This window comes from Maribellus maritimus (genome assembly GCF_022267315.1).
Taxonomy (GTDB): domain Bacteria; phylum Bacteroidota; class Bacteroidia; order Bacteroidales; family Prolixibacteraceae; genus Draconibacterium; species Draconibacterium maritimum.
Window position 1 is genome coordinate 1 of the sequence record NZ_JAIKLE010000028.1, and the last position, 19,357, is coordinate 19,357.

16 protein-coding genes and 1 tRNA gene are annotated in these 19,357 nt (G+C 37.8%); 10 read left to right on the plus strand and 7 right to left on the minus strand.

Annotation, left to right across the window (positions count from 1 at the left end; all coding sequences use genetic code 11):
* Positions 1 to 1,065 precede the first annotated feature (1,065 nt).
* From floA to K5G00_RS20875, 4 genes are read right to left on the minus strand one after another with little or no spacing between them, the layout of a single operon-like run.
* The gene (gene floA / locus K5G00_RS20860) at positions 1,066 to 2,043 is read right to left on the minus strand and encodes a flotillin-like protein FloA (protein ID WP_238768180.1); all 978 of its coding nucleotides are present in this window, start codon (positions 2,041 to 2,043) and stop codon (positions 1,066 to 1,068) included.
* Between the two features lies 1 nt (position 2,044).
* Positions 2,045 to 2,518, minus strand: a complete 474-nt coding sequence (locus K5G00_RS20865) for an NfeD family protein (protein WP_238768181.1) — start codon at positions 2,516 to 2,518, stop codon at positions 2,045 to 2,047.
* Positions 2,519 to 2,527: 9 nt separating this feature from the next.
* Positions 2,528 to 2,806, minus strand: coding sequence for an ATP-dependent Clp protease adaptor ClpS (locus K5G00_RS20870; RefSeq protein WP_238768182.1), 279 nt, complete (start codon positions 2,804 to 2,806; stop codon positions 2,528 to 2,530).
* Positions 2,803 to 4,251 carry a tetratricopeptide repeat protein gene (locus K5G00_RS20875; RefSeq protein WP_238768183.1) on the minus strand — a complete coding sequence of 483 codons (1,449 nt, stop codon included), beginning with the start codon at positions 4,249 to 4,251 and terminating at the stop codon, positions 2,803 to 2,805. The genes K5G00_RS20870 and K5G00_RS20875 overlap by 4 nt, the downstream gene beginning before the upstream one ends.
* A gap of 100 nt (positions 4,252 to 4,351) precedes the next feature.
* Here K5G00_RS20875 and bcp point away from each other — a divergent pair, with 100 nt between their 5' ends.
* The 7 genes from bcp to rpe all read left to right on the plus strand — a co-directional run bounded on the left by bcp (position 4,352) and on the right by rpe (position 12,741).
* Entirely contained in the window at positions 4,352 to 4,816 is a 465-nt protein-coding gene (gene bcp / locus K5G00_RS20880; RefSeq protein WP_238768184.1) for a thioredoxin-dependent thiol peroxidase, read from the plus strand.
* A gap of 12 nt (positions 4,817 to 4,828) precedes the next feature.
* On the plus strand, positions 4,829 to 5,854 hold the full coding sequence (recA, locus tag K5G00_RS20885) for a recombinase RecA (RefSeq protein ID WP_158869499.1): 1,026 nt from the start codon (positions 4,829 to 4,831) through the stop codon (positions 5,852 to 5,854).
* Positions 5,855 to 5,938: 84 nt separating this feature from the next.
* Complete coding sequence (gene thrA, locus K5G00_RS20890) at positions 5,939 to 8,362, plus strand: bifunctional aspartate kinase/homoserine dehydrogenase I (RefSeq protein WP_238768185.1); 2,424 nt, start codon at positions 5,939 to 5,941, stop codon at positions 8,360 to 8,362.
* A gap of 35 nt (positions 8,363 to 8,397) precedes the next feature.
* Entirely contained in the window at positions 8,398 to 9,612 is a 1,215-nt protein-coding gene (locus K5G00_RS20895) for a cofactor-independent phosphoglycerate mutase (RefSeq protein ID WP_238768186.1), read from the plus strand.
* A 131-nt stretch (positions 9,613 to 9,743) separates the two neighbouring features.
* A complete protein-coding gene (gene thrC / locus K5G00_RS20900; protein ID WP_238768187.1) occupies positions 9,744 to 11,063 on the plus strand; it encodes a threonine synthase in 1,320 nt (439 codons plus the stop codon).
* A gap of 151 nt (positions 11,064 to 11,214) precedes the next feature.
* Positions 11,215 to 12,081 (plus strand): sigma-70 family RNA polymerase sigma factor, encoded by an 867-nt coding sequence (locus K5G00_RS20905; RefSeq protein WP_238768188.1) that lies wholly within the window; start codon positions 11,215 to 11,217, stop codon positions 12,079 to 12,081.
* A gap of 9 nt (positions 12,082 to 12,090) precedes the next feature.
* On the plus strand, positions 12,091 to 12,741 hold the full coding sequence (rpe, locus tag K5G00_RS20910; RefSeq protein WP_238768189.1) for a ribulose-phosphate 3-epimerase: 651 nt from the start codon (positions 12,091 to 12,093) through the stop codon (positions 12,739 to 12,741).
* On the opposite strand, the gene K5G00_RS20915 is transcribed toward rpe, so the two are convergent.
* The gene (locus K5G00_RS20915; protein ID WP_238768190.1) at positions 12,733 to 12,981 is read right to left on the minus strand and encodes a hypothetical protein; all 249 of its coding nucleotides are present in this window, start codon (positions 12,979 to 12,981) and stop codon (positions 12,733 to 12,735) included. The genes rpe and K5G00_RS20915 overlap by 9 nt on opposite strands.
* A 6-nt stretch (positions 12,982 to 12,987) precedes the next feature.
* The gene (feoB, locus tag K5G00_RS20920) at positions 12,988 to 15,453 is read right to left on the minus strand and encodes a ferrous iron transport protein B (protein ID WP_238768191.1); all 2,466 of its coding nucleotides are present in this window, start codon (positions 15,451 to 15,453) and stop codon (positions 12,988 to 12,990) included.
* 145 nt (positions 15,454 to 15,598) lie between these two features.
* Here feoB and K5G00_RS20925 point away from each other — a divergent pair, with 145 nt between their 5' ends.
* From K5G00_RS20925 to K5G00_RS20935, 3 genes are all read left to right on the plus strand, one after another.
* Positions 15,599 to 16,357, plus strand: a complete 759-nt coding sequence (locus K5G00_RS20925; protein WP_238768192.1) for a hypothetical protein — start codon at positions 15,599 to 15,601, stop codon at positions 16,355 to 16,357.
* On the plus strand, positions 16,329 to 16,640 hold the full coding sequence (locus K5G00_RS20930; protein WP_238768193.1) for a thiamine-binding protein: 312 nt from the start codon (positions 16,329 to 16,331) through the stop codon (positions 16,638 to 16,640). Before K5G00_RS20925 ends, K5G00_RS20930 begins: the two co-directional genes overlap by 29 nt.
* Positions 16,641 to 16,750: 110 nt before the next feature.
* Positions 16,751 to 16,824 (plus strand) — tRNA-Arg (locus K5G00_RS20935).
* A 142-nt stretch (positions 16,825 to 16,966) separates the two neighbouring features.
* Here the strand turns inward: K5G00_RS20935 and K5G00_RS20940 are convergent.
* Positions 16,967 to 19,348, minus strand: a complete 2,382-nt coding sequence (locus K5G00_RS20940) for an ABC transporter permease (RefSeq protein WP_238768194.1) — start codon at positions 19,346 to 19,348, stop codon at positions 16,967 to 16,969.
* Positions 19,349 to 19,357: the final 9 nt, after the last annotated feature.

A 19,357-nucleotide genomic window follows, 5' to 3' on the forward strand; every position in this document is an offset into this window, starting at 1 on the left:
TCAACCTAACTAAACCAATAAAACTAATCAAACCTAAACTTATGAACTAAAACTCTGCTACAAATATATGTCGAAAAACATATTTTTGTGTTATCTGAATGTTAAAAAAACACATTATTTGTTTTTCTAAAATCTATCAATATTAGATTAGATCTATGAAAATGCTGTGAAAGTATTCCTTTTTGCGACAAAATGATTTAAATGATTTTGGGAGGGGATTCAGAATTGAGATGTGATTTTTATAAAAAAGAAAAAGGATAAGTCAATACTTATCCTTTTCAACCTAACTAAACCAATAAAACTAATCAAACCTAAACTTATGAACTAAAACTCTGCTACAAATATATATCGAAAAACATATTTTTGTGTTATCTGAATGTTAAAAAACACATTGTTTATTTTTCTAAAATCTATGATTTATAGATGTAGTCTATGTATGTGTTGTTGGAGTGTGTTATTTTTTGACATTTTGTATTTGGGTTTTTTGACAATGATGTTATGAGGTATAAAAATGGGAGAGAGTAAAAAGGAAAAAGGATGAGTCAATACCCCATCCTTTTCAACCTAACTAAACCAATAAAACTAATCAAACCTAAACTTATGAACTAAAACTCTGCTACAAATATATGTTGAAAAACATTGAAGTAGGTTAACTGAATGTTAAAAAACATGCTCTACAACATATGTAAAATCTATGTTAATTCGACTAAATCTATAAGAGGTTCGTGGAGGTTTGCTTTTGTTGAGGAGAACAATTCAGGGAGAATAGTTGCTGTGCCCTCATGAGCGGGTAAAAAGAAAAAGGACAGGTCAACACCTATCCTTTTCAACTAACTAAACCAATAAAACTAATCAAACCTAAACTTATGAACTAAAACTCTGCTACAAATGTATGCTATAAAACACATTTGTAGGTTAACTAAATATTAAAAAGTATGTTTTGCAGCATATCTTAAGTCAATGTTAAACTTAAAACAGGGGTCAATCAACGTTAAGTCGATTGACCCCTGTTTTCCCAAAAAAAGTCATCGCCTGACATCAAGTTCGCCGGCGACTTTCATTTATTTATTCTCCCTTTTTGCTTTCTTCTCCTGCAATGGAATCTCTCATTGATGTGTCGGCCATAATGTTTTTGTATTTCATATAGTCCATCACACCCAGATTACCTTTGTTAAATGCTTCGGCGATTGCCAGCGGCACCTGTACTTCGGCTTCAATTACTTTTGCCCGTGCTTCCTGTGCTTTGGCTTTCATTTCCTGTTCAAGAGCGATAGCCATAGCCCTGCGTTCCTCCGCTTTGGCCTGTGCTATGTTTTTATCGGCATCGGCCTGGTCGATTTGTAATACCGCCCCAATATTTTTACCAATGTCGATATCCGCAATATCAATAGAAAGGATTTCAAATGCTGTGCCCGCGTCAAGTCCTTTTTCCAAAACCACCCGGGAAATAAAATCAGGATTTTCCAATACAGCTTTATGTGAATGTGACGAACCGATTGATGAAACAATTCCTTCCCCTACACGGGCAAGAACGGTTTCTTCTCCGGCTCCACCCACCAGTTGTTTAATGGAAGCGCGGACCGTTACCCTTGCTTTTGCGATCAACTGAATACCATCTTTGGCAACCGCTGTAACCGGAGGAGTGTTTATAACTTTTGGGTTTACCGACATTTGCACTGCTTCAAATACATCGCGACCGGCCAAATCAATAGCAGTAGCCATGTTAAAAGGCAGATCAATATTTGCCTTTGATGCCGACACCAGTGCATGCACCACATTGGCTACATGCCCTCCCGCAAGATAATGTGCCTCCAAGGCATCCCGACTCAAATGAACGTCAGCTTTTGTTCCTTCAATTAATGCACGAACGATGATCCCCGGCGGGACTTTTCGGAAGCGCATGAGAAAGAGTTGTAACAGCGAGATTCGTACACCGGAAACCAGCGCTGAAAACCAGAGCCCGATTGGAATAAAATAAAGAACGATAAATAACAGGACAATAACTCCAATTATTAGTCCCCACGTACCGACTGATTCAACCATACTATTCTTTTTTTACAGGTTCTACAATAATTTTATTGGTCAATATTTTTAATACTTTTATTTCTCTGTTATGATCGACAAAACTACCTGTTGACTGGGCTTCAACAACCTCACCGTTCACTTTTACTTTTCCTGAAGGGGCCAGTCTGCCAATTGATTTACCAACATCGCCAACTTTTATTTTTTCTGTGTTTATCGTCTCTACTTTTCCGATTATGTTGGACTCAAGAATCATTTTTTTTCCCGATTTTGATTTAAAAAAGTAATAAATCATGGCGGGAGCAGCAATCAATACAACGGTTAAGGTAAGAAAGCCCGGCCCGGTTCCATATTCAGAAAAAGCAATATAGACGCTGGCTCCCAAAAGAAGAAAACCTCCAATTCCGGCGATGGTAACCCCCGGAATTACCGCAAATTCGATAAGCAGGAGCAAAAGCCCAAGTAAAATCAAAAGTATAATTGCAAAAACAGTCATGGCAGTTCGTTAGTCAATAGTAGCGTTTAATTCCCGTTCAATTAAGGCATCTTTCATGATTTTCAGTACATTGAATTTTCCCTTTTTAACATCACATTTTCCCTTGTAATGCGTAATAATAGTGCACTGTGTAGCCTGCTCATATTCGTGTTTACAAATATCAACGAGCGCATTAATTACATAATCAAACGAATGTTCGTCGTCGTTGTGTAAAATCAGAATGTTTTCTTCAGAAACTTTTTCTTTGAAATCATCTGCAGGTCGTTTTTTGGTCTGCTCTGATGTCATAATTCGCTTTCAATTTTTTTTGCCTCTTCCAAAGTTATTCTTTTTCCGTTAAAATACGGCACAACAAATGCATCTTCTACACCTTCCTGTCGAACTTGTTTCTGCATTTTAACCGCATCTTCCAGATTAGTAAGCTTTCCGGTAGTATAGACAACAACACCGCGGTCGTCGGTGTAGTTATCAATTTTACGAAGAACAGCAAGTTTTTTATAGAGTCGTTCAACATAAGTCGGAAGGCCTCTGCTATAGGCGCCAATTTGAATACGGTATATCAACTCGTCTTTTTGTTCCGGTTCTTCCAGTAAAATATCGTTTTTTTCTTCCGAGAGAAATATTTCCGGATTTATGAAGGAAGTGTCAGCTTCCATAATTGTTTCAGGCGCTTCTGGTGTTTCCGTTTCGTGATATTTTTTTTCGTTCTTAACTTTTTCAACAAACGTTTCAATTTCATTTTCCGAAGCCTTATTCCAATATTCCAGTTCTCTTTTTTGGGCTTGCAAAAGCAGATTTGTAATTTCCTGTTGCAATGGGTAGGACTCTGTTTCCAGTGTAACTATCTTTTTGCCTAAAGCATCTTTTAAAACGGCACTGTTTGCCTGGAGATATTGTTCCCTTAACTCGTCAGTTTTGGTTAAAATCGAATCCAGACGTTGTTGTTTTTGATGGCTTTCATTAAAAAAAGCCCTGCCATCTTCCGTTTGAAAATGGCTGGTGTTATAATAAGTAATCCGGCTGTTTACGATAAACTCAACAGGAATTGCGTCTGGCCTGGCAGGAGTGCCCGCAGCAACTTCTTTATTTTCTTCTGCAAAAACTGTATTTGATGAATCAGGAAGAGGAGAAGGCTCTGCCGCAGTGGTTGAAGTGTCTGTTTCGGTTGCATCGGCATAGCTTTGTGCAAGTGAGCTTTCGGTAACTTTTTTAACCAGTTCCCTGTATGGATTTTCCTGATTATAGCATTGTTGAATTTTGCTTGCCACATTCAGCGCTTCCAGTTCTTCCGGATTGGCATTCATTCTGAACTTATTAAAGTTTTTTAGTGCCTGCTCCCAGTTTTCTTGTGCCTGGTATTGTATGCCGAGGTAATAATTAATTTTGAGGGGAGCTTCTGCCGGATCAGTATTTAATAATTGAATAAGATCATATTCAGAATAGTTTTGGTTTTCGGTTCTGCAGGCACCATAGTAATAGTATAACTCCAGTGATTCCGGTTTTTCTTCAATCAGTGTTTTAAACAAAGGCTCGGCCTCTGCATATTTTTTATTATCAAACAGTTCAAGTGCCTTTGATGATTTGTCATCCTGATTACTTCCAAAACTACCCGTTGAAATGGAAAACAAAACGCCCAAAAATATTGTTAGAAAAAATATCTTTTTTGCCATTGACAATCCCCCTAAGGTTCCGGTTTTAATAGAATGTAAAGGTACAAATTTTGACCGAAGCATTAAATAAATACGGATTTTCTTGAGGGGAATGAAGTGGTGTTTTACCTGATTTTTATCATTATAAAACGTATATTTGTACAACTGAAAAAACAGATTTTTTATGACACATTTAAAAGTTGGAGATAAAGCTCCTGAGTTTAAAGGAGTAAACCAGAATGGGGAAGAGATTGGTTTAAGCGATTTTTCAGGAAAGAAACTGATTCTTTATTTTTATCCAAAAGACAATACGCCCGGATGTACAGCGGAATCCTGTAATTTGAATGAGAATTACAATTCATGGTTAAACAAAGGCTTTGAAGTGATAGGAGTGAGCCCCGACAGTGTGCAGTCGCACGTGAAATTTGCCGATAAATACGGCTTGAAATTTAATTTGATTGCCGATACGGAAAAGGAGATTTTGCAGGCCTATGGAGCGTGGGGAGAGAAAAGTATGTATGGTAAAAAATACATGGGAGTTTTACGAACCACATTTGTTATCGATGAAAATGAAGTAATCACTGAAATTTTTGAAAAGGTAAAAACAAAGGACCATACCAACCAAATAGAAAAAGCTTTAAAAATTTAACCAAAACTAAACATGACAAAAGAAGAAAAAAACCAAATGAATAAAGAAAAGCTGAAAGCAATTCAGCTTACGATGGATAAAATTGAAAAAAGCTATGGTAAAGGTTCCATCATGCGTATGGGGGATCGCGCAGTTGAAGATGTTCCGGCCATTCCATCGGGATCCATTGCTTTGGATGTTGCGCTTGGAATTGGAGGTTACCCCAAAGGAAGGGTAATCGAAATTTACGGACCTGAATCTTCGGGTAAAACAACCCTGGCCATTCATGCTATTGCTGAAGCGCAAAAAGCAGGGGGAATTGCCGCCATTATTGATGCCGAACACGCCTTTGACCCGTATTATGCAAAAAAACTGGGAGTTGATATTGATGAATTATTGATTTCACAACCCGATAGTGGAGAGCAGGCCCTGGAAATTGCCGATAATCTTATTCGTTCAGGAGCTTTGGATATTGTAGTGATCGACTCGGTTGCAGCGCTTACTCCAAAAGCTGAATTGGAGGGAGAAATGGGCGATTCAAAAATGGGATTACAGGCTCGTTTAATGTCTCAGGCTCTGCGTAAGCTTACTGCAAACATCAATAAAACCAAAACCTGCTGCATTTTTATCAATCAGTTAAGGGAAAAAATAGGGGTGATGTTTGGTAACCCTGAAACCACAACCGGAGGAAATGCACTTAAGTTTTATGCTTCGGTTCGTTTGGATATCCGCCGGATTGGACAGATAAAAGATGGTGATGAGGTTCAGGGAAATAATGTTCGTGTGAAAGTGGTGAAGAACAAAGTTGCTCCGCCATTCCGTAAAGCGGAATTTGATATTTTGTATGGTGAAGGAATTTCAAAATCGGGTGAGATTATCGATTTGGGAGTCCAGTTTAACATCATTAAAAAAAGTGGTTCGTGGTTTAGTTATGGCGAAACCAAATTAGGACAGGGAAGAGAAACCGTGCGTAACCTGATTCTTGATAATCCGGAGTTGGCACAGGAACTCGAAACAAAAATAATGGAGACGATTACGGGAAAAATTACAAGCGAATAAAACGTATTTAAATAAGACAGAATGTACTGGATGAGCGGCTTCTGTCGTTTCATCCAGTTTTTTTATAACCAATTTTATAAAAGTATGAAAGTTTTGAAGTTTGGCGGAACCTCAGTCGGTTCAGCCGAAAATATAAAACGGGTAAAGGAGATTGTTCTCAAACAGGATGAGGATGTAGTTGTCGTAGTTTCTGCCTTGGGTGGGATTACAGATAAAATTTTGAATGCCGCCAGGCAAGCTTCTACGGGAACGCAAAACTTTCATGCGGAACTGACGGAAATAAAAAAAGCGCATTACGATGCCATTGAAACACTTTTTAACGGGACCGGCTCAATAAAATACATTGTTGATGAATTGCTGGATGAATTGGAACAGATTTTAACCGGGATTACCCTGGTGGGAGAGCTTACCGTTAAGACACTGGATCGGATTGCCGGAATCGGAGAACGAATTTCGTCGCATATTGTCGCGCAATACATTCCGGGGGCGGTTCGGAAGGACTCGTCGGAATTTATACAAACCGACAGTAATTTTGGACGAGCAGCCGTCGATTTTAAAATTACAAATCAGAACATTCAAAAAACTTTTGCAAACTTTTCAGGCGTTGCAGTAGTTCCCGGTTTTATTTCAAAAAACAGTAAAAGTGAATTTACGACATTAGGACGAGGTGGTTCAGATTATACCGCTTCGATAATTGCCGCAGCTCTTGATGTAAGCTCGTTGGAGATTTGGACTGATGTGGATGGTTTTATGACAGCCGATCCACGTGTTATCAGGAAAGCATACACCATCCCAAAACTGACCTATTCCGAGGCAATGGAACTTTCGCATTTTGGAGCGAAAGTAATTTACCCTCCAACTATTTTGCCGGTGTATCAAAAAGGAATCCCGATTCAGATTAAAAATACGTTTAAGCCGGAAAGTGAAGGGACAAGAATCATTCAAACAGCCGAAAACGGAAAGGAAAGACCTATTAAAGGGATTTCATCCATTTCGGGAATTACGCTTTTAACCCTTCAGGGGATCGGAATGGTGGGGGTAACCGGTATTTCCATGCGTTTGTTTACAGCACTGGCCAGCGTAAACGTTAATGTCATTTTAATCTCACAGGCTTCTTCCGAGAATTCAATCAGTGTTGCTATCGATGAACATGCGCTTGATGCAGCCGAAATTGCTATTCGGGAAGAGTTTGAAAAAGAAATAGCTTCGGGACAAATCAGTAAAATTTATGCCGAAAGTGAGCTTTCAATTGTGGCCATTGTAGGTGAAAATATGAAACATACCACCGGTATTGCCGGGAAATTGTTTTCTACCATCGGAAAAAACGGGGTGAATGTAATTGCCATAGCTCAGGGTGCTTCAGAATTAAATATTTCCTGGGTGGTTGAAAGCCGGGAACTTCGGAAAACACTAAATGTGGTTCATGAATCATTTTTCCTTTCCGAAAATGTGGAATTAAATGTTTTTCTGATGGGAATTGGAACCGTTGGCGGAAATCTGTTGCAGCAGTTACAAATGCAGCAGAAAAAATTGTTGGAGGAGAAACATCTGAAATTAAAACTTACCGGTGTTGCCAATTCAAAAACAATGGTTTTCGACCGCGACGGAATTGAAATTTCAACATTTAAAGAAAGCCTTGATAATTCAGAAAAGAAGTCGGATTTGACTGGTTTTGTCGATGAAATGAGAAAAATGAATATTTATAATTCTGTGTTTGTGGATTGCACTGCTTCAGATAAGGTGGCAGATATTTACAAAGATATTCTTCATTCGAATATTTCCATTGTGGCGGCAAACAAAGTGGCGGCCTCGTCTTCATTTTCAAATTATTCTGAATTAAAAAAACTGGCAAAACAAAAAGGTGTTAAGTTTTTATTTGAAACCAATGTGGGAGCCGGTTTGCCCATTATAAATACTTTAAACGACCTGGTAAATTCAGGAGATAAAATTTTGAAGATTGAGGCGGTATTATCTGGAACTCTGAATTATATTTTTAACACTATTTCAGAAAAAGTGCCTTTGAGTGAAACCATAAAAAGAGCAAAGGAAGAGGGGTATTCAGAGCCTGACCCGCGCATTGATTTGAGTGGTGTTGATGTGGCACGCAAAATCTTAATTCTCGCACGCGAATCAGGTTATGCTGTAGAAATGGAAGATATTAATATCAAACGTTTTGTGCCAGACTCCTTTTTTGAAGGCTCGCTGGAAAATTTCTGGGAAAAGATAAAGGATTTGGATGCTGATTTTGAGGTGAAACGGAAAGTTTTGGAAAAAGAAAATAAAAAATGGCGCTTTGTGGCGAAATACGAAAATGGGTTGGCAGAAGTGGAATTGCAGGAAGTAAGTTCCACTCATCCTTTTTACGATCTGGAAGGAAGCAATAATCTGGTGATGTACACTACGGAACGGTATCAGGAGTTTCCGATGCTGATAAAAGGATATGGAGCCGGCGCTTCAGTAACTGCAGCCGGGGTATTTGCCGATTTAATAAAAGTGTCAAATATTTAAATTTCGGAACTGGAATTTTCGATTAAACTGAAATTATGAAGTACATTATAATTCTTGGCGACGGAATGTCGGACGAACCTCTTGAAAATTATGGCGGAAAAACTCCGCTCCAAATGGCAAACAAGCCTCATATCGACTGGTTAGCTAAAAATGGCCAGGCCGGACAGTTCATTACGGTACCCGATTCCATGCATCCGGGAAGCGAGGTGGCAAATATGGCGGTTTTAGGTTACGATGTGGAAAAAGTTTTTGAGGGCAGGGGAGTGCTCGAAGCAGCAAGTATGGGGATCGAACTTGGCCCCGAAGATTTAGGATTGCGCTGTAATCTGATTACTGTTGAACACGAAAAAATAAAAAATCATTCGGCAGGTCATATTTCTTCTGAAGAAGCCTCTGAGTTGATTTCATTTTTAAATGAAAAGCTGGGAAGTGACAATGTTCGGTTTTACTCGGGTGTTTCCTATCGTCATTTGCTGGTGATAAAAAACGGGAAAAAAGATTTGCAATGTACTCCACCGCACGATGTGCCCGGTACTGCTTTTCTTGAAGTAGCAGTCAAAGCAAAATCTGCTAAGGCAGAAGAAACGGCCGATCTATTAAATAATTTGATTTTAAAATCACAAAAATTACTTGCGGAACATCCCATAAATATAAAAAGGAAACAAGTTGGTAAGGAATCCGCAAACAGTATATGGCCCTGGTCGCCCGGTTATAAACCGGCCATGCCAACTCTAAAGGAAATGTTTGGACTTGAAAAAACGGCAGTTATTTCGGCTGTTGATTTAATCCAGGGAATTGGTGTTTATGCAGGGATGAAAGTGATTCATGTAGAAGGTGCAACTGGTTTGTATGATACCAACTACGAAGGGAAAGCAAAAGCCGCTGTTGACGCGTTAAAAGAAAACGATTTGGTTTACCTTCATATTGAAGCAAGTGATGAAGCCGGACATGAAGGTGACGTTGAATTAAAGACAAAAACAATTGAATACCTTGATACACGGGTTGTGAAATATATACTCGGGGAAATAGAGAAAATGGGTGACGAGGTTGCTGTGGCTATCTTGCCTGATCATCCAACACCGTGTGCATTAAGAACGCACACTCGCGATGCCGTTCCGTTTATCATTTATAAAAAAGGAATTCAACCCGACAGAACTGAGGTATATGATGAATTTGATGTGAAGAACGGTTCGATCGGGTTATTAAAAGGTGATGAATTTATTCGAACATTTTTAAATATCCGGGTATAGTTACTTGTGGTTTTCTGATAAAAGTCATGTTTTTGTTATTAATACTTTAATCTTTGTTGTTGAGACTCCGTATAGATTGAAACTGAAAACAGGCTTGTTATTTTTGTCATCGCCAACGAAGTGAAATAAAAATGCAATATTACAGTACCAATAAAAATACACCGCCGGTTTCGTTAAAAGAAGCTGTAGTAAAAGGACTTGCAGCCGATAACGGACTTTTTATGCCGGAGCGGATTGAAAAATTTGAACCTTCATTTTTTAACTCTATCCATAAACTGTCTTTTCAGGAAATTGCTTTTGAGGTGGCAAAAAAGTTTTTTGGAGAAGATATTGAAGAAGCCAAACTGAAAGAAATTGTTTTTGATACCTTACAGTTTGATTGTCCACTGGTTAAGATTAAGGAGAATATTTACTCACTCGAACTTTTTCATGGTCCTACACTGGCGTTTAAAGATGTAGGTGCCCGTTTTATGGCTCGTTTATTAAACCACTTTTTGGGGGGAGAAAAAGAAAAGCAGGTCAATGTATTGGTGGCTACGTCAGGCGATACCGGAAGCGCGGTTGCCAATGGCTTTTTAGGGGTTGAAGGTATTCATGTATATGTGCTGTATCCTAAAGGTAAGGTGAGTAAAATTCAGGAATCGCAGTTTACTACGCTCGGAAAAAATATTACAGCTCTGGAAATTGACGGGACTTTTGATGATTGTCAGCACCTGGTAAAAACAGCATTTTTAGATGAGGAGTTAAACACGAAACTTGTTTTAACATCGGCCAATTCAATAAATGTAGCCCGTTTCCTCCCTCAGGCTTTTTACTATTTTAATGCATACGCCCGTTTAAAAGAAGTTGGTGCACTTGAAGCAAAAGAACTGGTCGTTTCGGTTCCCAGTGGGAATTTTGGCAATTTAACAGCCGGGCTGTTTGCACAGGAAATGGGATTACCCGTAAAACAATTTATTGCTGCAAATAATGAGAACGATATTGTTTATCAATATTTGAAAACAGGTGAATACAACCCGCGTTCTTCCGTAGAAACAATTGCCAATGCCATGGATGTGGGCGCACCAAGTAACTTTGCCCGCATTTTGGATTTGTATAATCATTCGTATAGAACAATTGCGGAAAAAATTGTAGGTTTTAGATATTCTGACGACCAAATCAGGGGAATAGTTAAACAAGTGTACGAAAAATATGGTTACTTATGTGATCCACACGGCGCATGTGGTTTTCAGTCGCTTGACGATTATTTACAAGGGAATCAAACAGGCATTTTCCTGGAAACAGCTCACCCTGCGAAGTTTACGGAAACAATAGAGCAAATTGTAGGAACGGGAAATGTTACGCTTCCGGATAAATTAGCAGTATTTATGAAAGGATTACGAAAAGTAATTATTTTAGACAAAAAATATTCAGATTTTAAGAAATTTCTGCTTAATAATAGAAATTTCTAATTTTTTTAAACTTATTCTAAACAAATCCGTTTTATTTGTTAACTGATCGGGTATTTCTACGTATAGTTTACTAGATTTTAAATGTTATTTTTGTGGGAATAAAAAGGATTGATAAATTCAACCCGAAAGTATTTTTACTAACCATTAAATTATGAGACAACTAAAAATTACAAAACAAGTTACCAATCGTGATACTTTGTCTTTGGATAAATATCTTCATGAAATTGGTAAAGTTGAATTGTTGTCTGCCGAAAAGGAGGTTGAACTAGCCAAACGAATAAAAAAAGGGGACAGACAGGCTCTGGAAACCTTAATCAAAGCAAATCTTCGTTTTGTGGTTTCTGTCTCAAAACAGTATCAAAATCAGGGACTAAGTTTACCTGACCTGATAAACGAAGGAAATCTTGGTTTAATAAAAGCAGCCGAGAGATTTGATGAAACTCGTGGGTTTAAGTTCATATCGTATGCTGTTTGGTGGATTCGGCAATCAATTTTGCAGGCACTTGCCGAACAGGCAAGAATCGTCCGGCTTCCGTTAAATAAGATTGGCTCTATCAACAAAATTAATAAAGCTTTTAATAAACTTGAACAAGAGTTTCAACGGGAACCAACAGTTGAAGAAGTTGCCGAGATTATGGAAGCAAAACCTGAGATGATAGAGGATTCAATGAATTTCTCAAGTGTGCATGTGTCTATGGATGCTCCTATTCGCGAAGAGGAAGCCAACAATATGTATGATGTAATGTTAAACGACGACTCTCCGAGTCCGGATAACAGTTTAATAGACAGTTCACTCCGGAAGGAAATAGAACGTTCGCTTTCAACTTTGGGCGACAGGGAGGCAGAAATTCTAAGGTTCTATTTTGGCTTGAACGGTTACCAGGCACATACGCTTGAAGAAATAGGCGATGAGTTTGGTTTGACCCGTGAGAGAGTAAGACAGATAAAAGAAAAAGCAATAAAAAAACTAAAAAATCAATACAGAAACAGGTTGTTAAAATCATACCTGGGAAAATAATTTTTGTGAATGAAACGTTTGATCGCACCTTCTATCCTTTCCGCTAATTTTAATCGTTTGGGAGAAGCTATTCAAACCATCAATCAAAGTGAAGCTGATTTTATTCATTTTGATGTAATGGATGGTGTATTTGTACCTAATATTTCATTTGGTATTCCGGTTATCAAAGATGTCAATAAAATAGCGAAAAAACCGCTCGACGTGCATCTGATGATTGTAAACCCGGACAAGTTTATTGTACCCTTTGCAAAGGCGGGAGCTTCCTATTTAACAGTTCATTACGAGGCGTGTCCCCATCTGCACCGAACTGTACAGTCGATAAAGGAGCAGAATGTAAAGGCTAGTGTGTGTTTAAATCCGCATACACCGGTATCGCTTTTGGAAGATATTATTGCAGAACTGGACATGGTTTTGCTGATGTCTGTAAATCCGGGTTTTGGCGGCCAGAAATTTATAGAGAATACCTATAAGAAAGTGACCCAGTTAAAAGAGTTAACGGAAAGATTTAACCCGAATTGTCTAATAGAGGTAGATGGCGGAGTAAATTACGAAACCGGGAAAAAGCTTTTTGAGGCAGGTGCTAACGTTTTGGTTGCGGGTAGTTTTGTTTTTAATGCTGAAGATTCTATAGAAACAATAAGGAATTTGAAACTACTTTGATTTAATTTCAATTTTTTGGCAAAGGTTTTTTTCGTTTTTTCTCTCCGGCAATGGGTTAACAGCATTTCTCAGCATGCATTCGGCAGAACAATCTGAACAATTGTGAGCTGCTTTAGATGTGTTACAATTTTTTGCGTGTTTCTCTTTCGCTCTTTTTTTTCCGAATTTTTTAATCGTTTTCATTGCTGCCACCGCAATTGCAGCACCGATGATCATATAAGTTATAAGCTCCTGCACCATGACAATCTAAAAAATAAGTTGAGCTATATTAAATACAACAAACGCAGCTGTCCACGCAAGTGCAGTGGTATAAAAAATAGTAAATGCAGCCCACTTCCAGGAACCTGATTCATTCTTTATGGTTGCAACTACCCCAATACATGGGAAATAAATGAGAATAAAAATCAGAAATGCCAGGGCTGTGGGTTGCGTAAAAACTTTTTGTCCCTGTCTTTTTCCGCTTTTATAGGTTTCATCCTTTAACTTTTTTTGCAGATTAACTGTACTCTCGTCACTGTTTGTTTGGTAGAGTACTCCCATTGTACTTACAATAATTTCTTTTGCCGGTAGTCCGGCAAGAAGGCTAATACTCATTTTCCAGTCAAAACCAAGCGGCCTCATTACGGGTTCAACAATTCTGCCCAATCTTCCCAAATAGGAGTTCATTAATCTCTCGGATTCAATTTGCTGCTCCAATGTTGCTGTTTGCTTCTTTTTAAATTCACCGTTGAGATTATCATTGCGTTGAACCTCTTCCAATTGCTTCTCATATTGTGCCGCTTGTTTTGTATGACGCGGGAAATATTCCAAAGCCCAGATTATAACCACTCCGACAAGAATAATCGTTCCTATCTTTTTAAGATAGTGTTGGGTTTTATCCCACATCTGGTAAATAATGTTTCTGAAAGTAGGTAAACGGTATGTCGGAAGTTCCATAACAAAAGGAGTTTCCTTGTTTTTAAAAACGGTTTTATTCAGAATTTGGGCAGTTAAAAAAGCAAATATAATTCCGGCAATGTAGATTCCAACGAGGTAAAGCGTATGGTATTTATCAAAAAATGCTGATATGATAAGAATATATACCGGAAGCCTTGCGCTACATGACATAAACGGAATGATAAGCATGGTTAATATTCTATCACCACGGTTGCGCATTGTCCGGGTTGCGAGAATTGCAGGAACATTACATCCAAATCCCATAATTAAAGGAATAAACGATCTCCCGTGAAGTCCAAAGCGGTGCATGATTTTGTCCATAATAAAAGCTGCACGAGCCATGTAGCCCGTTCCTTCCAGCAGCGAAATAAAGAAAAACAGAATAAGGATGTTGGGAAGAAAAACCAAAACGCTTCCGGCACCACTTATGATGCCGTTTACCAGCAAGTCTCTTAACATTCCTTCCGGCATGATATTGTTGACAAAATTTCCCAATGCTGCAACGCCAATGTCTATCCAATTCATTGGATAAGCTCCCAGTTTGAAGGTAGTATAAAACATCAAAAACAAAATGGCGGTAAACAACGGAAAACCGAGGTATTTCTGGGTTAAAATATTGTCAATCTTTTCAGAGCGTGTTTTTTTTGACTGGTTGGGATCTTTAAATGTCTCTTTAAGCGCCCCTGTAATAAAACCGTATTTGGCATCGGTAATTACGGTTTCACTGTCTTCATTCACCAATCCTTCAATCTTCTTTATTTCGCGATTTGTAACCGCTTTTATTTCGTCAAAATTTTTATAATCAGCAAGTAATTCAAGAACGTGTTGATCTTTTTCCAGCAGTTTGATAGCAAGAAACCGGGAAGAAATTTTATCTGTAATGGGTTTGTTCTCTTTAATTTTTTGGCGGACCAGTTTAATTGATTCCTCCAAATCTTTGCCATAATTAATGTGAATATGCCGTGTTGATTTTTCCCTTCCTTCAAAGACCTCTATCACTTTTTCAATCAAATTGTCCAAACCAATTCCTTTTGAACTGATGGTTGGTATAAAAGGCATTCCGAGAAGTCTGGACATCCCGTCACGATTGAAATAAAGTTTTTTCTTTTCCAGCTCGTCAAACATATTTAACGCAGCAACGATACGTAAATCCATATCGATAAGCTGTGTAGTGAGAAAAAGATTTCTTTCCAGATTGGTTGCATCCAGCACATTAATTACCAGATCCGGAGTTTGCTCATAGATAAACTTACGAACAAAAATTTCCTCTTTTGAATAAGCTGTTAGACTGTATGTCCCGGGTAAATCGTAAAAATTGAAAGTATAACCTTTGGTTTTAAAAGTGGCTTTTTTAATATCTACTGTAACGCCTGAGTAGTTTCCTACTCTTTCCTTTGAGCCCGAAATAAAATTAAAAAGGGTGGTTTTACCACAGTTTGGGTTTCCCACTAGCGCAATATTGATAGTTTTTGTCCGCTCCGACTGGTTGATCTGATCGATTTTTCGATCAATTACGCCTTCGTAACTTCCATTCAGGCTTTCAACAAATTTATCGGAAGGAACTACTTCTATCAGATCTGCCTCTGATTTTCGTAGAGAGACATTGTAATTCAGAATCTTAAACTCAATAGGGCCGTTAAAAGGAGCATTTTTAATGACCTTAACCTCTTTCCCCTTAATAAAACCCATTTCCGAAATACGTTTCCGGAATGAACCATGCCCGAGTACTTTGGTTATGATTACTTTGTTACTATTCTTAACCTCACTTAACTTCACTCCTGCTCAACTTCCTTCTATCAAAACTTAAATTAAATAAAAATAAGGCTACAAATATATTCACATTTCCAATTATTAAAAATAAAATGTTAATCTTCTGTTCATATAATAACAAGTCATTATTTTTGTCAGATAAATCAAAGGCATGAAAGAGGATAAATTTTACAATAACATTCAGAAAGCGTTGGAGAACCTGCCTGAGAATTTTAATATTCTTGAAGAACAAATCGATATTGAAATTCAGATGCAATATTTTGAATTTTCAAAAAAAATAAGAGACAAGGACAAAGAGCAAACAGAAGAATTTAATGATGGAGAGGGTGAGTTATTTTCTGAAGAAACAGATGTCGAGAGGAAAAGAGAAATACTATCTACACTGGCAACTGTTGATGATGTTAAAGCTTACCGGCTAATTGAGAAGTTTTTGGAAAGTGCTAAAGGCATTTTAAAACCGTGGGCTGTCCTGGCTCTGCAGGAAAACAGGATGCTTCTCCAAAGTTCGTTACTCGATGAACAGCAGGTTTTTATTTCTTCAGGTTTGGGAGGTAAAGGCCAGAAATTGAGATATTTTGTTGTATTTATTAACCGCAGTAAAGAAGCAATGCTTAATGAAACACAGCGGAAACTGTTAAAAGACGAGCTGATTTTTGAGCTAAAAAAACATGAAGGTGAATTTGAATTGATTGATTTTATGGAAGGTTTTTCAACGAGCCAGGTGATGTTGCCATTAAAAGCCAACCTAAAGGATATTTTCAGAAATATTGTAGATGAGTGTAATCAGTATGGTGACTTTCTACAGGAGGATATGATTGTTACCAACGTTAAGGTCTTGTCGAAAGGAGAGATTTTACGCATGTTGGATAAAAACGAAGAAGATGAAACAAACACATTGGAAATCGAATAAAATTAATGTGGCTATTCAGGTTTTGCCTGAAGCCGAAGGGAAATTAAAATATACGCTGGTTGACGAAGCGATTGCTGCCATTGAAAAAACGGGACTCAAATATAGGGTTTGTCCTTTTGAAACGGTAGTGGAATGTACTTTTCAAGATTTATCAGGGCTAATAGAAAATATTCATGACGCCTGTAAAGCAGCAGGGACAGAAAAAATGTTGACCAACCTTAAAATACAGGTTAACTTTGATAATGATGTTACTATTGAGGATAAAATGGAAAAGTACGGTTAAAGTTTTAATTTCTTGTTGAGTTTTATCAAAAAATATTATATTTGCACCGCTTTTGTGATACAGAACTGATGAAAAATCGGGTAAACAAAGTGTTTTTAGAAAATATAAATGGACCTGTAGCTTAATTGGATAGAGCACCTGACTACGGATCAGGAGGTTAGGGGTTCGAGTCCCTTCAGGTTCACGATGAAAATGAGGTGCTTACGATTTTGTAGGTACCTCTTTTTTTGTGGTTACAACATAAGCACAACAAAATAGACCATGCTGTTGTGCCACTCTATCCAAATATAAAATATTATAGCAGTTTACAATGTGACTCATTTTGTTTACTCGTACCGCAATGCCTCAACTGGATTCCTTGTAGCTGCCCTCCAGCTTTGCCAGCTGACGGTTATCAGTGCAATTCCAAGAGCCAACACTCCAGCCAAAGCAAATATCCACCAGCTTAAACCGGTTTTATAGGCAAAATTTTCCAGCCACTTATTCATGGCGTAGTACGCAACGGGCGTGGCAACGATAAAAGCAATCACTACCCATTTTACAAAGTCTTTATTGAGCATCGTTAATATTTCGGATATTTTTGCACCATTTACTTTGCGGATACCGATTTCTTTGGTTTTTTGTTGTGAGATGAAAAGAGAAAGTGCACTAATTCCGATGATACTTATTAAAATTCCAAGCAATGAGAAAGTAGAAAGTACTCTACCCAAAATAACTTCGGCTTTATACTGACTGGCAATTTTCTCATCCAAAAAAAAGTAATTAAAATCCTGATGGGAATAATGATCATCCCACACTTTACGCACGATTGTCATAGCTGTCCTGAGATCTCCTTTGTTTAACCTGACATGGATAAATCTTGCCGCATTAGACTCTTCTAACAAAAAAGCAAAATCACCTATCGCTTCGTGAGCTGAGTTATAATTAAAATCCCGGGCCACTCCAATAATATTAATCCTCCTCTGGTCCGGAGCAAGTTCTCTTCCATTCTGAAAAGTATTTAAAGCTTCCATACTACCGTGCTGTTCCATAAGCCGATTATACAAATGCTCATTAACTACCATTCCCTCAATCGTATCTACTGGCGGTTTGATCCAGTTCTTCAGTAACTCAATATTCATGGTCTTTAAATATGTATAATTGGCAAATACCAACTCGGCGGATCCGTCGAGTCCCAATCCTTCCAGGCCAAAACTTTGTGTGGGATATCCAAAATGCTGTCTGGTATAACCGACTGAGTTCACCCGACTGTGGGTCTCGAGATCCCGCATAAAAACAGCCGGATCTTTCGAAAAATCTTTCAGATTGATAACCAGCACATTTTCTTTGTCAAATCCAAGTGGTTTTTGATTGATAAAGTTCATTTGCTTGTTCACAAAAAAGGTAGCAGCAATTAAAATGATCACAATGGTAAACTGTCCAATCAACAAGGTTTTTAAAATAAAATTCTTGGAGTATTTGGCTTGCTGATTTAATAAGGCGCTTGGCGATGATTTGCTGTTAAGAAAGAACCCGACAAAGACACCGGTAAGAATCAGGCAAAGAGCTAACACTCCAATTATGCTCGCCAGAACAATCGGCTCAGAATAATAAATATCGAATTGAATATAGAACCACTTGTTAATAAATGATTTCAAACCTTCTGCAACAATAAACGCCAGTAACAGGCCGCTGATACAAACCAGAAAAACTTCCATAAGAATTTGTCCTGTCAACTGTTTTTTAGCTGCGCCAGCCGATCTTTTCAAACCCAGTTCTTTCGATCTTTTTATGAGCCTTGCAATGGTAAGGTTGATAAAGTTCAGTAGTGAAACCAGGAGAATCACAAAAGAAATAACAACAAAAAGTGTAATGTTTATTTTGCTTGAACTTTCTTTCAATTCAAAACGATAATCCGATTTTAAATGGATGTCTTGAAGAGCAATGAGATTAAAATCATATTCTTTGGGGCCAGGGGAATCTTTTAATTCACTTGAATTGTAAAATGCTGCAATTTTATTTGCAACTGTCTGTGGTGATGCTCCTTCTTTTAGTAAAAGATAATTGTATGTCCAGAATATTTTTAAGTTGGGAAGCGATGTATAACGTTCTTCGAGGCTTCCTTTTTGTGATAGTAATATTTCGTAATTGAAGTGTGTTTTTGGATGCGCATTCTTCACAATTCCCTTTATTTCATATTTCCCCAAATCGCGAAAATACTGCAAAGCTTCCACATCAATGGATTTTCCAATTGGGTTTTCATTACTGAAATATTTTTTTGCAAAATCCTCCGTTATAAAGGCAACGTTAGGTTTATCAATATCATTTAAATCTCCAACCTCCGGTTCCACTTCAAACAAATTCATAAAAGCTTTATCAACCGATAAGATATCGTTTTGTTGAAGTAAATTATCGTCAATTTTAATGCTGCCTTCAGTGCAGTACGTGAACTGAGTCGATTCTTCAACTTCCGGAATATTTTCAGCAGCAACATGAACAATTCCAAGACTGCGTGCCCAAGGATCTCCGGTTTTTTGCGGATAAGAAATCACCCTGTAAATATTCTTGTACTTTGCAAAGTGTTTGTCATAGCTTTTTTCGTTGGCCACATATAAAAACAAAATCAAAAAAGAAGTAATTCCGATAGTAAGTCCCAGAATTGTAATGCCCGAAAACAAAGGTTCTTTCCTTATTTTCCGCCAGGTCATTTTTAAGTAGTAGCCAATCATATTTTAAGG

Excerpts from the sequence above, each read along its gene's own strand:
- floA (WP_238768180.1), bottom strand. The coding sequence starts at position 2,043 with ATGGTTGAATCAGTCGGTACGTGGGGACTAATAATTGGAGTTATTGTC.
- K5G00_RS20865 (WP_238768181.1), bottom strand. The coding sequence starts at position 2,518 with ATGACTGTTTTTGCAATTATACTTTTGATTTTACTTGGGCTTTTGCTC.
- K5G00_RS20870 (WP_238768182.1), bottom strand. The coding sequence starts at position 2,806 with ATGACATCAGAGCAGACCAAAAAACGACCTGCAGATGATTTCAAAGAA.
- K5G00_RS20875 (WP_238768183.1), bottom strand. The coding sequence starts at position 4,251 with ATGCTTCGGTCAAAATTTGTACCTTTACATTCTATTAAAACCGGAACC.
- bcp (WP_238768184.1), top strand. The coding sequence starts at position 4,352 with ATGACACATTTAAAAGTTGGAGATAAAGCTCCTGAGTTTAAAGGAGTA.
- recA (WP_158869499.1), top strand. The coding sequence starts at position 4,829 with ATGACAAAAGAAGAAAAAAACCAAATGAATAAAGAAAAGCTGAAAGCA.
- thrA (WP_238768185.1), top strand. The coding sequence starts at position 5,939 with ATGAAAGTTTTGAAGTTTGGCGGAACCTCAGTCGGTTCAGCCGAAAAT.
- K5G00_RS20895 (WP_238768186.1), top strand. The coding sequence starts at position 8,398 with ATGAAGTACATTATAATTCTTGGCGACGGAATGTCGGACGAACCTCTT.
- thrC (WP_238768187.1), top strand. The coding sequence starts at position 9,744 with ATGCAATATTACAGTACCAATAAAAATACACCGCCGGTTTCGTTAAAA.
- K5G00_RS20905 (WP_238768188.1), top strand. The coding sequence starts at position 11,215 with ATGAGACAACTAAAAATTACAAAACAAGTTACCAATCGTGATACTTTG.
- rpe (WP_238768189.1), top strand. The coding sequence starts at position 12,091 with ATGAAACGTTTGATCGCACCTTCTATCCTTTCCGCTAATTTTAATCGT.
- K5G00_RS20915 (WP_238768190.1), bottom strand. The coding sequence starts at position 12,981 with ATGGTGCAGGAGCTTATAACTTATATGATCATCGGTGCTGCAATTGCG.
- K5G00_RS20925 (WP_238768192.1), top strand. The coding sequence starts at position 15,599 with ATGAAAGAGGATAAATTTTACAATAACATTCAGAAAGCGTTGGAGAAC.
- K5G00_RS20930 (WP_238768193.1), top strand. The coding sequence starts at position 16,329 with ATGAAACAAACACATTGGAAATCGAATAAAATTAATGTGGCTATTCAG.
- K5G00_RS20940 (WP_238768194.1), bottom strand. The coding sequence starts at position 19,348 with ATGATTGGCTACTACTTAAAAATGACCTGGCGGAAAATAAGGAAAGAA.